Origin of the sequence: Streptoverticillium reticulum (assembly GCF_047456005.1) — a bacterium.
In the GTDB taxonomy this organism is placed as follows: Bacteria; Actinomycetota; Actinomycetes; order Streptomycetales; family Streptomycetaceae; genus Streptomyces; species Streptomyces reticulum.
In genome coordinates this window covers 724,525-737,442 of sequence record NZ_CP179755.1, presented here as the reverse complement: position 1 = coordinate 737,442, position 12,918 = coordinate 724,525, and the positions used below count along the sequence as shown (strand labels likewise).

The window sequence follows — 12,918 nt, the reverse complement described above, 5'->3', positions numbered from 1 at the left end:
TCCGCACCTGTGGTCCACGGCCGCGGAGACCACCCCGGACCGTCACTCGCGGCCCGGGGTGTCGGCCGCGATGCCGGCCCGCTGCGCGAGGAGCGCGGCCTGGACGCGGTTCTCGGCGTGGAGCTTGGCCATGAGGCGGCTGACGTGCCCCTTGGTGGTGCCCTCGCACATGCCGAGGGCTTCGCCGATACGGGAGTTGGGCAGTCCGGCGCCGAGCAGCGCGAGCACCTCGTGCTCGCGCCGGGTCAGCCGGCCGAGCCGGCGGCGCTGGTCGGGGGTGACGCCGGGCGGACACCTGAGTGCGGTGTCGATCACGCGGCGCGTGACCTCGGGCGCGAGCACGCCGTGGCCCTGGGCGACCTTGCGGACGGCCGCGACCAACTCCCGTGGCGGCGCGTCCTTGAGCAGGAATCCGACGGCTCCGGCGGCCAGGGCCTCGTCCACGGAGTCGAGGCGGGCGCCCGTCGTCAGGACGACGACCGCGGGCGGCCGGGGGAGCCGTTGCAGCTCGGGGAGCCCGCACTCCGGGGGCGGCGCGGGAATGTCCGTCAGGACGACGTCCGGTGCGAGGGCGCGGGCTGCCGCAACGGCCTCCCGGCAGTCGGCCGTCTCGGCCACGACATCGATGTCAGCGCATGCCTGAAGCACCGATCGCAGGCCGCGGCGCACGTATGACGCCTCGTCAGATATCAACACGCGGACGGTGGGCGGCCGTTCCCTGGGCGGGGCCGGCCGGACCTCCGAGGCGGGGACGGTCTGCGAGCTGTGGCGGGGGGTGACACAGGGGACCATGGAGCTGCTTTCGGCGTCTCGGAAGACTGTCGGTGCACGCACGCCCCGGCGGAGCGGAGAACCGGTGCGGCATCGGATTTCACACTCTAGCCCACGAAATCGATCGAAAAGCAAAGCGTTTCTCCTGGTGGACGCCTGCCGGACGCCCGCTGGACGCCCGCATAAAACAACGTCAGTTACGGGATTACCGGTAAGTAATTGAAGGCTGATCGGAGTTGTTCCGCCCCTCGCAGGGCGGGACTTTCGACAGGGGCGGACAGGGACTTAGGTCCCTTCTGGTGCTCTCCCCGTGCATGACAGGGTCGGAACGGTCTGCACCGAGAACAGTGAGGGAGCGCGCGTGACCGCGTCCGTGTTGGTGGTCGACGACCAGGCGCTGATCCGGTCGAGCATGTGCCTGCTGCTGGACTCCACGCCGGAGTTCGACGTGGTGGCGGAGGCGGAGGACGGCGCGGACGCCCTCGCCAAGGCCCGCGCCCACCGCCCCGACATCGTCCTCATGGACGTCCGCATGCCGCGCGTGGACGGGATCGCCGCCACCGAACAGCTGATGCGCTTCACGCAGCCGCCCAAGGTGCTGATGCTCACCAACTTCGACGTCGACGACCGCGTCCTCGACGCCCTGGAGGCCGGGGCCTCCGGATTCCTGCTCAAGGACCTGTGCCCCCGGCGGCTCGCCTCCGCGCTGCGCACCGTCCTGGCCGGCGGCCGGGTCGTCTCCCCGGAGGTCCTCGACAGCCTGGTGCGCCGCGCCTCCACCACCGAGCGGGCGGGCGGCGAGGGAGTGGAACAGCGGCTGTCCCAACTCAGCGGCAGCGAACGGCGCGTGCTGGAACTCGTCGGCCTGGGACTGACGAATGCTCAGATCGCGCGCAAGCTGTACCTGTCGCAGGCGAGCGTGAAAACCTACGTCTCCCGGATGCTCGCCAAACTCGGCCTGGACAACCGTACGCAGGCGGCGATCCTCGCGTACGAGGCCGGGCTGACGGAGAGCGGGCGGTAGGGCGACGGGCTGCCGGATGCCTCCCGGGTCCGCCGCCCCGGTCGGCGTACGATCGTCGGGTGCCGTACATCGACATCGGCGAAGCGCAGCTCTGGACCGAGGACACCGGAGGCGACGGACCGCCCCTGGTGCTCCTGCACGCCGCCGCCGGAAACAGTACCTGCTGGGCCGAACAGCGCCCGCTGTTCGAGGCCGGCGGCCACCGGGTCATCACCTACGACATGCGCGGTTTCGGCAGGACCCGCTCCGCCCCCGGGCTGCAGGCCGCCGGGTCCATGACCGCCGACCTCGAAGCCCTGGTGAAACGGCTCGAACTGCCGCAGTTCTCCTTGGCGGGCACGGCACGCGGAGCCGTCTGCGCCCTCGAGTACGCCCTCGACAACCCCTCGTCGCTGAAGGCGCTCGTCGTGTCCACCAGCTACGGCGGACTCACGGACCCCGAGTTCGCCCGGTTCCGCGCGCGACACATCGCTCCGGGCCTCCTCGGCCTGCCGACCGAGGAGAAGGAGCTGGGCGCAACCTACCGGGCGGCACACCCCGAGGGCGTGATCCGCTTCCTGGACATGACACAGGGCAGCGACTGGGAGGAGGGCGGCTCCTGGCAGCCCGTGCGCGAGCCCCTGACCCTCGCCCGCCTCGCACGCATGGCGGTTCCGGCGCTGGTGATCGCCGGTGACGAGGACGCCTACGCCCCGCCTCCGGTCATGAGGACGATCGCCGACCACATCCCGGGCGCCCGGTTCGAGGTCGTGCAGCACGCCGGGCACAGCGCCTACTGGGAGCGGCCGCAGGAATGGAACCGTCTGGTGCGGCAGTTCCTGCACACACACGCCTGAGGGGCCGCCGCCATGTCCGTCCCACACACCGAGGTATCGGTACTGATCGTCGGCGGCGGTCCGGTCGGGCTCACCGCCCGGGCGCTGCTGGAGCGCTGGGGCGTACGGACCCTGCTGGTCGAGAAGCGCCGGGAGCTGTCGCCCTTTCCCCGGTCCCGGCTGGTCAACGTGCGCTCGATGGAGATCTTCCGCCACCTCGGGCTCGCCGCCCGGATCACAGCCGGTGCGTTCGCGCCGGAGTACGGGCGCATCCGCTTCCGCGACACCCTGGACGGCCACGACTTCGCCACGGCGGCGATGGTCGGCATCAACGCGCCGGTTCCCGAGAGCCCCGCGCTCGGCGTGGCCACCTCGCAGGACCGGCTGGAGCCCGTCCTGCTCGCGGCGACGGACGCACCCGTGCGGTTCGGGGCCGAGCTCGTCGGCCTGACCGAAGAAGGCGACGGCGTCACGGCCGTACTCGTCGACCGCCGACGCGGTGAGGAGACCCGGGTGCGGGCCCGCTACGTACTCGCCGCCGACGGCGCGAACTCCACCGTCCGGCAGTGGCTGGGCATCGGCACCGCCGGCCCGGGGGCGATGGGGGACTTCACCACCGTCGTGTTCGACGCCGACCTCACCCGCTGGTGCGCCGGGCAGCCCGCCGGCGTCTACTTCACCGCGCAGGGACTGTTCGCCCCGCTCTACCCCGAAGGAGGCTGGGCCTGGTTCGTCCCCACCCCCGACGACCCTGCGCACGCCGACTGGCGCGACCTCGTCTCGCGCGCCCTCGGCCCCGGCGTCGACGTCCGGGTCGACGTGCTGCGGGTTCAGCACTGGGTGATGAACGCGTTCGTCGCCGAGCGCTTCTGCCACGGCCGGATCCTGCTGGCCGGCGACGCCGCGCACGCGGTACCCATCGTCGGCGGCCTGGGCATGAACGCCGGCGTCTGCGACGTGCACAACCTGTGCTGGAAACTGGCGGGCGTGCTCCACGGGTGGGCCGGACCGGGCCTGTTGGACACGTACGAGACGGAACGGCACCCCGTCGCCGATCGGACGCTCCGTCAGGCGGTGGCGAACACCCAGCTCATGCTTCAGGTGCAGAACCGGCGCCGCGAGCAGCTCCGCGCCGGTGAAGCGGCGTCGGCCCGGATCGAACTGCCGTGGTCCGAGCGGTACTTCGCCCAACTCGGCCTCGTGCTCGGGGTCACCTACCGATCCGGCGCCGTCCTCGGCGACGACAGCGCTCCGGGGCCCGTACCGTCCGATGCGGGTACGGACTACGTCCCCACTGCCGACCCCGGCCGTCGCATGCCGCACGTGTGGCTCGCGCGCGACCGCTCCACGCTCGACACCGTCGGCGAATGGTTCACCCTGCTCACCCCGGATCCCGCCCACTGGGCGCAACAGGCCGCCGGCCCCTGGCCGCTGCGCATCGAGGCCCTCCCGGACGAGTTGTGCGACCCCGCCCCCCACGGGGCACTGCTGATCCGGCCCGACGGCCACGTCGCCGCCCGCCTGCACGACCGCCCGGTGAGCGGCTCCGCCCTCCACGACGTCCTCGCCGCGGTCACCTGCTGGTCGTCCTCCTGAGGCGTTGAGGTGCGCCCGCGCGATCCGCTGGTCCCCAAGGCCGGGATCGGAGTGGGGGGCGCGGAGGGCCCCGCACGGAACCGGGAGGTCGGGGTTCACGTGCGGGGCCGCTCACGAGGTGTGGGCCGTCAGACTCCGGTCAGGGTGTACGTACCCGTACCGTCCTGCCGGCCGCTGGAGTACTGGCGGATCAACTCTCCGTCCGCGTACCGGTCGTGGCCCATCATGGAGCCGGTGTACTTGTTCTGCAGCCCGACCTTCGAGCTGCCGGGTACGTCGCGGTAGATGTAGAACCGCTGGAGGTCGTCCTCCCCGCAGTTGGCCGTCGTCAGGTACGCCTGCTCCTGGTTGGCGATGTCCGCCGGGATGGTCGCGCATCCGCCGTTGCCCCAGTTCCACAGGGACGCCTCGAGGACTCCGTTGTTCTCCGTCACGTTGCACAGGCGCCAGTTGTCCAGGTGGGCGCTGAAGAATGTGGATTCGCGCAGACGGATGCCGTCGTTGGCCAGGAGCGGTGCGCTCCAGTTCAGGATCTTGCCGGGGACGTCGATCCTGTAGACGCCGGACTCGCAGTTGAGCGCGGCCCGCGCGCTTCGCCCGGTGGCCTTGGGCTGTGCGGCGGACGTGCCGCTGGTGGGAGCCGGGCGCTGCACGAGGCGGTCCTGTGTCTGCTTCGCTGTCGGGGCCACCGCGCCCGCCGGGTGCTCGGCCTTCGCGGCGGCCGAGCCGCAGTCGAGGAGGCCTTGTGCCTTGGCCATGATGCTGTTGGCGGGCACCTTGTCCTGGCAGCGCACCGCGCCTTCTTCGAGGGTGGTGTAGGTGGTGAAGCTGCCGCTGCCGGGCCCCTCGGTCCACTTCAACGCCCAGCTGCCGTCGCCCTGTTGGACTCGGTTGCAGTTGAGGCTTCCGTAGGTGCCGGTGACCTTCTTGGTGCCCTTGTAGACGCCGTAGTAACCGGGCCGTTGGAAGTTCCACGTGACCGAGGTCGACTCGCTGCTGGTGGTGGAGTAGTTGACCTGTACGTTCAGGCCCAGGCTGGCGCCGACGGTGCCGAGGGTCTGGACGGCGAAGCTGCCCTGGACGTTGCCGTTGAGGCCGACGGAGACCGAGATGGTGGTCTGGGTGCTGGTGGTGACGTTCTGGTAGCCGGTTGAGCCCTCGGTGACGTACCAGCCCTTGAAGTGGGTGATCGTCGGGGACACTTCGGTGGTCTTGATGAACGGGTGGCGTGTGCCGAGGTCGGCGGAGGTACAGGCGTCGCCGGGCTTCGGCTGGCCGGCGGCTGTGGCGGGGTTCGGATGCCCTGCCGCGGCGGCGGGGCCGGCCACGGCGGTGAGGGCGGCGAACGTCGACGTAGCGGTTACGGCGAGGGCTGCCAGCCCTCTGGCCCAGTGGCCGGGAGATCTTAAGTGGCTCATCATGCCCTTTCCCTGGCCGGGCGCCATGACGCCCCAGGCCGGAACCCTGCCAGTCATGTGGTGGGGAGCGGTGGTCGATCGAGGCGAATTTAGCGTCGGCAGCCACGCAGTGACGATGACGGAATCAGCCGGTCCGAAGCGAAACCCATGCCCCTTCATGGGCTGTTGAGCGGTCTTGACCTGCCCGGGGCTCATCAGAATTTCATCTGCGGAGCTACGATTCGCCATCACCGTCGTACAGATGGGCTGTTTCCGTCGTGATTCCGCTGCCGTCACCTCGACGGCCGGCGACCGCCGGACCGGTCTTTCATCATGCGTCGGCGCGACCAGCCGCCATCAAGCCACCGCGTTATTCGGCCAACTTGCACATTCTGAAACCGGGGGCCTTCGACGGCCGTGGTGCCTTGAATGTTTGCGCGCCGGAGTGAACGGCCCTATGAACGATCGGGGGCAGGCAAACCCCGAGCGCATGTGGTCCAGGCACGGAACACGTATATGCCACCGAAAAAAAAGGGGGGACCACCATTGAAACGTGTCAGACGACTGCCGGCTGCGATGACTGCTCTCGCCCTCACCGCAGCCCTTCTCGCCCTGGGCGCCTCGCCGGCCGCCGCCGCACCACTATCGGCGGCTCCCGAGGGCCACGGCACCTGCACGGCTACCATCCCCGGCTCCAAGCTCGCACGCCAGGGCGCGACATGGGCCTGCGTCAAGGAGCGGCCCGTCACCGCCGGGGATCTCGCCCGTATCCGCGCCCGCACCGCCGCTGCCCCCGGGGCCGCCGCTACTCCCCGGGACGGCGTCGACCCCGGGGACGACCCGGATGCCAGCCCGGAGGCGCTGTGCACCTCCGACAAACGCCAGGATGTCGTCTCCAACCGCCACGCCTACTGCGTGCGACACGGCATCGTGTACGCGCTCATGGACGGCCAGGACAATGTGATCGGCACCGCCCCACTTCTGGTCACCGCCCGGTCCGCGGTGGAATACAACAAGGTGAGGTGGGACGAGAGCATCACCGTGTACTCCTACGAGTTCACCAACGTCAAGAGTGTGAAGCTCTCTCTGTCGTCGTCGTGCACCGTGTGCACGGGCGGAGGGCCGCCCGCCTGGGGCGGCGGGGGCATCACGCTGAGCGCGAACCAGACGGACGAGACCGGGCACCTGTCCTACGAGACCACGACCCGGGGCGGCGGCGAGCGCTCGCGCAGCCAGATCGCCTACCAGAGCCAGACGGAGAGCGCCGACGCGCTCTACCCCATCATCAGCTACGGGCAGTGGGCGGGTCCCGCGGTGGCCTGTGACGGGCAGGTCGGCAACGGCCCCGGCTGCATCGCCACCGACAACCTGGCCAGGGTGACCCTCAGCAAGTCCCGGTTCGGGGCCGCCGCAGTGGCCTACGAATGGGCGCAGAACAACCTGAGCGGCAACAATGCCATGGGCACCGCGAAAAGGCCGCTCACGCGTGACGCCGACGACAAGCGGGAGCGCAGCAGGCGTTACTACAGCTGCGAGGCTCCCCCCAAGCCCTTCCAGCCGGACCTCACCGTCGTGGACGACTCCTGTGACGAGTTCCCCTTCGCCAGGACTACACAGGGCGGCACGCTCGGAGACCTGTGCGCGGAGATCATCCCCCGCGCCATAGGCGGCGGCGCATGGCGCGTTGATGTCGTACGCAACTCCGGCGTCGCGCCCTGCGTCAGGGCTCATGTCCCCAAGGGGGAGAACACGGGCGCGGGAGGGGAAGTGGGCCGTAAGGTTCAGTCCGAGCGCGTCCTCGACGGCGAGGCGTACCAGGTGGTCATCACCCCCTAGGCGGCAGGCCTCCCTCTCCGGGGGCCCGGGGAGGGAGGCCCGGGGCCAACCAGGTTCCCTCTGGCGGGTCATGCACGAAGCCACAGGCGTATGGCCGCAACGGTCACAGTGCCGTAGAAGTCATGGGCCCGCTTATCGAAGGTCGTGGCAACCGCCCGCTTGATTTTCAACTTCCCGATCAGCCGCTCCACTTCGTTCCTGCGAACGTAGCGGGCCTTCTCGAAGCCGGTAAGCCGGCAGGGCTCATCCGGCGCTTCCGGTTCGCCGCCTCTGAGCCCGCCGACCTCGACCGGCCCGGCCTGCGGCAGTACGCTCCGGAGTCCGTCGACGCCGCGCTCGCCGCAGAGGCGCGCCCTTGCCCCTGTGCGAGGTGGTGCGGTTGCGGCGGCCCCTGGAGGGAACCCGATGAGGATCGTGCAGGTCGCCAATTTCTACGGGCCCTCCTCCAGCGGCCTGCGCACCGCGGTGAACGCGCTCGGCGAGGGCTACGTCCGTGCGGGGCACGAGCGGGTGCTGATCGTGCCGGGCGGCCGGTACGGGTGCGTGCGCAGTGCCGCGCACGGCCTGCGGATGACGCTGCCGGGTGTGCCCGTGGGCAGGGGCTACCGGCTTCTGATCGCGCCGGGCGTGCTGCGCCGACTGCTGGAGCGGCTGGCTCCGGACTCGGTGGAGGTGTCGGACAAGTCCAGTCTCGTCCACGCTGGGACCTGGGCGCGCGCACGCGGCGTCCGTGCCGTGCTGTTCTCCCACGAACGGTTGGACGCGATCCTCTCGCCCAAACTGCCGCGATGGGTGCCGCTGCGGCGCACGGCGGACGCGTACAACCGCCGGCTGCTCACGGCGTTCGACGCCGTGGTCGCCGCATCGGCCTTCTCCTGCGCGGAGTTCGCCCGGATCGCGGCGCCCGTGCTGCACCAGGTGCCGCTGGGCGTGGACTTGGAGACGTTCTCGCCCTCGGCGGCGGGCCCGGCCGCCGGACGCGGCGGCCATGAGATACGGCTGGTGTACGTGGGGCGGCTGTGGAAAGAGAAGTATCCCCAGCTGCCCGTCGAGACGCTGCGGGTGCTGCGCCGACGCGGCATCGCCGCGCGGCTGGACGTGCTGGGTGAGGGACCCGAGCGGGCCGGGCTGGAGCGGCGGGCGGCCGGGCTGCCGGTGCGCTTCCACGGCCATGTCGCCGGCCGCCGGGCAGTGGCGGCCATGACGGCACGGGCCGACGTCGCGCTGGCACCGTGCCCGGTGGAGGCCTTCGGCCTGTCGGTCCTGGAGGCCCTGGCCTGCGGCACCCCGGTGGTCACGGCGGACCGGGGAGGTGCGGCCGAACTCCTCGCCCCGGACGCCGGATTCGCCGCGCCGCTGTCCGCACCGGAGACGGCGGACGCCGTCCTCGCCGTGCTCGACCGCCCCGAAGGTCTGCGGCGGGCAGCCGCCCGGGCCCGGGCCGAGCAGTTCCCGTGGTCGCGAACGGTCGCCCGCATGCTGGCCGTTCACGCCGGGCCGACCGCGAGGCCGGCCCTACCCCGAGCAGTCCGGCCCAGGAACAGGAACGTGTGATAGCGGCCGGTACCCGCTTCCCGGCTCGCGTGGGCGCGGCGTGGGGTGTGGCACCTCGACAACTCATGGCACGTCACCCAGCCCAGCAGTGCGGTGAAGGCCTCGAGAGTGACGTCGCGGACGGACTGCCCGACGTGCGTCACGGACCGCCGACACGTATTCAGGCCGGGCGGGCGTCCGTCCGGGTCCGCCACTCGTGTGCCGTGAGGGTGAACTCCTCGACGTCCCACCAGCGTCCCTGCTTGAAGTAGTGGTCCTCGACCCTCCCGGTGCGTCGGAAACCGGCGCCGAGCAGTACGCGCTGGGGCGCGGTGTTGTCGCCGTTCGTCCCGCACCACACGCGGTGCAGCCCGAGTTCGTCGAACGCGATGCCGACGAGGAGCTCGAGGGCGTCCACGGCCAGACCCTGATGCCGGGTGTCCGGGATCAGCGCGCAGCTGTGCACGTAGCCGGCCGTGTCCTCGGCGTCGAGACCGCATGTGCCTATCACGGCGTCGTCGGAGCGCCGTACGACGGCGAGTTGGTGCCGGATCCGCGGCCGGCGCGAGACGTCCGCGAGGATGTCGTCGAGCTTCTCCCCGGCTTCCGAGGGGGACAGGGTCTCCGTCGCCAGGTGTCGCGTGACCGTGGGGTCGCACCAGATCCGGGTGAGGGTGTCGAGGTCGGTCCGGGTGTGCTCCCGCAGGAGGACGCGAGGGTTGCTGCGGCGGACGATCTTCAGATTCACCCACGAATCGTACGCCGTCGCCGGCACCCGGCTGCTCGGTCAGGTCGCCGCCGACCATCCCACGATGCGCAAAGTGTCTGATACAGGCACTGAGACGAAGCGGACGATCGGTTTGGAAAATGTCCTCTTTTGGTGACATGGAACGCGACCTTTGTCGCAAGACTCCCAAGACGCCGCTCCCTAGCGTGGGCGCCGATCATCATGAACATTCCCCTGAGCAACACCTCGCGACCGGCCCCGGGCGAGGACGGCACCCGCCCGCCCCGGAGCCGGGCCCACCGCGGCGACGGACACCTGCGGCTCCTCTCCCGCCCGCGCCACTGGCGTCTGAGGACCCGGATGACACTCGTCCTCGTCCTCCCCGCAGCCCTCTGCATCAGCCTCGCGGTACCCCGGGTGACCCACTCCCTCGACCAGGCGGAGCAGTTGACCCGGACCGAGGCCACCGTCCGCCTCGTCGTCGCGGCCACCACGCTCGCCCACGCCCTGGAGAACGAACGCGACATCGCCGCGCTCACCCCCGGCAAGACCGGCGACGCCGTACGCGAACACCGCGCCGCGACCGACCGAGCCCTGGCCGCCTTCCGCTCCCGGGTACAGGCCACCGACGCGGACACACGCGTCGAACAGCGCGTGGCCGACGCCGAGTCCGCGCTGCACACGCTGACCGACGTCCGCAACAAGGCCTTCACCGACGCCACGGACACGGTGGCGAGCCAGACCGCCTACTCCGACCTCGTCCTCCCGCTCCTGAGCCTGGGCACGGAGGCCAACCACGGAGGCGACACGGCATCCACCGAAGGCTGGGCCCTGTACGCGCTGTCCGTCGGCAAACTGTCCCTGTCCAGCGAACGCGCCCTGCTGAACGCCGCCATTGCCCACGGACGCGTCACCCCCGACGTCGCCGCCGCACTGCTGGTCTCGCAGGGCTTCCAGGACATCGCCCTGCGCCAGTTCCGTTCCGCAGCCGTCCCCCAGGACGCGGCGGCCTACCAGCGCATCACCCAGCACCTCACGGAGACCGGCAAGCTGGCCCGCGCCGCCGCGGCCGCCGCCCAGCGCGACGCCAAGGGCGCCGCACCGACGCTGCAGGCGCAGCAGTGGCACCGGACGGCCACTCAGGCCCTGGAGGGCCTGCGCACGGTGGAGTCCGAGGTTGCCGACAGGATGCTCGGCTCCATCACGGCGGCGAAGGCGCAGGCCAGGAGGGACGCCGCGATGGACAGTGCGTTCGTCGCCGTCGCCCTGGGCCTGTCCCTGCTGGTGGCGGCGGCCGCCGCGCACTCGCTCGTCAGCCGGCTGCGACGGCTGCGCCGCGCAGCCCTGCAGGCCGCCGAGCACCAGCTGCCCGCCCTGGTCGCCTCCGTCTCCCAAGGGGCGCCGGGCCAGGTGGACCTGACCACGGAACCCGTCGACGTCGGCACCCGCGACGAGGTCGGGGACGTCTCCCGGGCCTTCGACGCCGTCATCCACGAGGCCGTGCGCCAGGCCGCCGACCAGGCGATGCTGCGCAAGAGCGTCAACGCGATGCTGGCCTCGATGGGGCGCCGCAGCCAGATCCTGGTCTACCGGCAGCTCGAAATGATCTCCGAACTCGAGCGGAACGAGGCCCACCCGGCGAAGCTGGAAGGCCTCTTCCGGGTCGACCACCTCGCCACCCGCATCCGCCGCCACTGCGAGAACCTGCTGGTCCTGGCCGGCGAACGCCCCGGCCGGGTGCACGCCGTCCCCGCACCGCTGCTGGACGTCGTCCGGGCCGCGGCGGCCGAGGTCGAGCAGTTCACGCGCGTACGCATCGGGGACCTGCCGGACGTGCACGTCTCCGGGCCCGCCGTGCACGACGTCAGCCACCTGCTCGCCGAGCTGCTGGAGAACGCCACCCAGTACTCCGGGCCCGCGGAACCGGTCCACGTGACCACCGGGGCGAGCCCGGCGGGCGGCATCGTCGTCAAGATCCGCGACCGGGGCGTCGGCATGCCCGCCGCCAAGGCCGCGGAGCTCAACACCCGCCTGAGCGACCCGCCCCTGGTGGACGTGGCCACCACGCGCCAGATGGGCCTGTACGTGGTCAGCCGGCTCGCCGAACGGCACGGTATCGACGTCGTGTTGTCCTGCAAGGGCGTCGGCTGCACGGTGGCGGTGGAACTGCCGCCGGCCCTGCTCGTCGTCCGCGCACCGCACCACGAGCCGTACGCCACCGTCGGGCATCGCACGCAGGAGACCCCCATGGCCCCACCCCCTGTCCCGGCCGGCCCCGTCCCGCCCGGACCCATGCCCCCTCCCCGCCCCGGCGGCCCCGTCGCCGCGCACGGGCCCGGCGAACGGCCGACCGGCGCCGGGCTGCCGCGCCGCGTGCCGCGCGCGTCGCTGGGCGGCACGGACACCGCAGGGAGGAAGGGGGCGGGTGCCGAAAGGCCTTCCCGCACCGGCTTCTCGCCCGACGAACTGCGCGGCCGCATGGCCGGGTTCCACGGCGGCGTGCGCCGGGCCCGGGACGAGGGCGGCGCCGCCGGTGTGCCGCGGCGGCCTGGCGAATCCCCGATTCACGAGTCGATGTACGAGAAGGGCACGGGCGCATGACGACGAACGGGACGGTCCACGAAGCGGACCCGCGGACCACGGCCGGCGATGTGGCCTGGCTGATCCGGGACTTCGTCCGGGCGACACCGGGCGTGCGGCACACCGTCGCCGTGTCCGCGGACGGACTGGTGCTCGCCGCCGCCGGCAACGGGCTGAGCGGTGAGGCGGCCGAACGGCTGGCCGCCGTGGCGTGCGGGCTGGTCTCGCTCACCCGCGGAGCGGCCGAGGTGTGCGGGACGGGATGGGTCAACCAGACGGTCGTGGACATGGACGGTGGCTTCCTGTGCACGATGACGATCTCGGACGGATCGGCGCTCACCGTGCTGACCGGCGCGGGCTGCGACATCGGGCTCGTGGCCTACGAGGCGGCCCGGCTGGTGGACCGCGTCGGCGCGGTCCTCACGCCGGAGGTGCGGGCGGGACTTCGCCGGATGCTCATGGACTGAAAGGAACGAGAATGTTCGCGGCGTAAGAACCGCGTAAGCGTGAATTCGCCCGGCGGCGGGCCGTGTTGCCCGCCGCCGGGCGAATTCTCTGTGTGCGGGATTCGTCGGATGCGCCGTGTGATGACAACGGGTCGACCCCTGTCGGCCAAAGGTTGACAAGGGTATCTCCAAC

10 protein-coding genes and 1 pseudogene are annotated in these 12,918 nt (G+C 71.4%); 7 read left to right on the top strand and 4 right to left on the bottom strand.

The features are described from left to right. Positions 1-42 precede the first annotated feature (42 nt). On the bottom strand, positions 43-696 hold the full coding sequence (locus tag ACMATS_RS03285; protein WP_390781641.1) for a LuxR C-terminal-related transcriptional regulator: 654 nt from the start codon (positions 694-696) through the stop codon (positions 43-45). Between the two features lie 436 nt (positions 697-1,132). Between ACMATS_RS03285 and ACMATS_RS03280 the strand changes: the two genes are divergently transcribed. From ACMATS_RS03280 to ACMATS_RS03270, 3 genes are read left to right on the top strand one after another with little or no spacing between them, the layout of a single operon-like run. Further along, positions 1,133-1,795 (top strand): response regulator, encoded by a 663-nt coding sequence (locus ACMATS_RS03280; RefSeq protein WP_390781640.1) that lies wholly within the window; start codon positions 1,133-1,135, stop codon positions 1,793-1,795. 59 nt (positions 1,796-1,854) lie between these two features. Beyond that, complete coding sequence (locus tag ACMATS_RS03275) at positions 1,855-2,631, top strand: alpha/beta fold hydrolase (RefSeq protein WP_390781639.1); 777 nt, start codon at positions 1,855-1,857, stop codon at positions 2,629-2,631. 12 nt (positions 2,632-2,643) lie between these two features. Next, the gene (locus ACMATS_RS03270; RefSeq protein ID WP_414166801.1) at positions 2,644-4,206 is read left to right on the top strand and encodes an FAD-dependent monooxygenase; all 1,563 of its coding nucleotides are present in this window, start codon (positions 2,644-2,646) and stop codon (positions 4,204-4,206) included. Between the two features lie 128 nt (positions 4,207-4,334). Here the strand turns inward: ACMATS_RS03270 and ACMATS_RS03265 are convergent, their stop codons facing one another. Next, positions 4,335-5,624, bottom strand: a complete 1,290-nt coding sequence (locus ACMATS_RS03265; RefSeq protein WP_414170647.1) for a hypothetical protein — start codon at positions 5,622-5,624, stop codon at positions 4,335-4,337. Positions 5,625-6,179: 555 nt separating this feature from the next. Between ACMATS_RS03265 and ACMATS_RS03260 the strand changes: the two genes are divergently transcribed. After that, positions 6,180-7,439 carry a hypothetical protein gene (locus tag ACMATS_RS03260; RefSeq protein ID WP_414166800.1) on the top strand — a complete coding sequence of 420 codons (1,260 nt, stop codon included), beginning with the start codon at positions 6,180-6,182 and terminating at the stop codon, positions 7,437-7,439. Positions 7,440-7,507: 68 nt separating this feature from the next. Here the strand turns inward: ACMATS_RS03260 and ACMATS_RS03255 are convergent. After that, a pseudogene (locus ACMATS_RS03255) lies at positions 7,508-7,781 on the bottom strand (IS5/IS1182 family transposase); the annotation flags it as partial. Positions 7,782-7,844: 63 nt separating this feature from the next. On the opposite strand from ACMATS_RS03255, the gene ACMATS_RS03250 reads away from it, so the two are divergent. After that, positions 7,845-8,993 carry a glycosyltransferase gene (locus tag ACMATS_RS03250; protein WP_391152232.1) on the top strand — a complete coding sequence of 383 codons (1,149 nt, stop codon included), beginning with the start codon at positions 7,845-7,847 and terminating at the stop codon, positions 8,991-8,993. A gap of 160 nt (positions 8,994-9,153) precedes the next feature. Here ACMATS_RS03250 and ACMATS_RS03245 read toward each other — a convergent pair whose 3' ends face one another. Then, complete coding sequence (locus ACMATS_RS03245; RefSeq protein WP_390781635.1) at positions 9,154-9,720, bottom strand: GNAT family N-acetyltransferase; 567 nt, start codon at positions 9,718-9,720, stop codon at positions 9,154-9,156. Between the two features lie 201 nt (positions 9,721-9,921). Between ACMATS_RS03245 and ACMATS_RS03240 the strand changes: the two genes are divergently transcribed. Both ACMATS_RS03240 and ACMATS_RS03235 read left to right on the top strand, forming a co-directional pair. Then, positions 9,922-12,300, top strand: coding sequence for a nitrate- and nitrite sensing domain-containing protein (locus tag ACMATS_RS03240; RefSeq protein WP_390781634.1), 2,379 nt, complete (start codon positions 9,922-9,924; stop codon positions 12,298-12,300). Beyond that, positions 12,297-12,746, top strand: a complete 450-nt coding sequence (locus ACMATS_RS03235) for a roadblock/LC7 domain-containing protein (RefSeq protein ID WP_414166799.1) — start codon at positions 12,297-12,299, stop codon at positions 12,744-12,746. Before ACMATS_RS03240 ends, ACMATS_RS03235 begins: the two co-directional genes overlap by 4 nt. Positions 12,747-12,918 lie beyond the last annotated feature (172 nt).

Excerpts from the sequence above, each read along its gene's own strand:
- ACMATS_RS03270 (WP_414166801.1), top strand. The coding sequence starts at position 2,644 with ATGTCCGTCCCACACACCGAGGTATCGGTACTGATCGTCGGCGGCGGT.
- ACMATS_RS03265 (WP_414170647.1), bottom strand. The coding sequence starts at position 5,624 with ATGAGCCACTTAAGATCTCCCGGCCACTGGGCCAGAGGGCTGGCAGCC.
- ACMATS_RS03235 (WP_414166799.1), top strand. The coding sequence starts at position 12,297 with ATGACGACGAACGGGACGGTCCACGAAGCGGACCCGCGGACCACGGCC.
- ACMATS_RS03260 (WP_414166800.1), top strand. The coding sequence starts at position 6,180 with ATGACTGCTCTCGCCCTCACCGCAGCCCTTCTCGCCCTGGGCGCCTCG.
- ACMATS_RS03250 (WP_391152232.1), top strand. The coding sequence starts at position 7,845 with ATGAGGATCGTGCAGGTCGCCAATTTCTACGGGCCCTCCTCCAGCGGC.
- ACMATS_RS03240 (WP_390781634.1), top strand. The coding sequence starts at position 9,922 with ATGAACATTCCCCTGAGCAACACCTCGCGACCGGCCCCGGGCGAGGAC.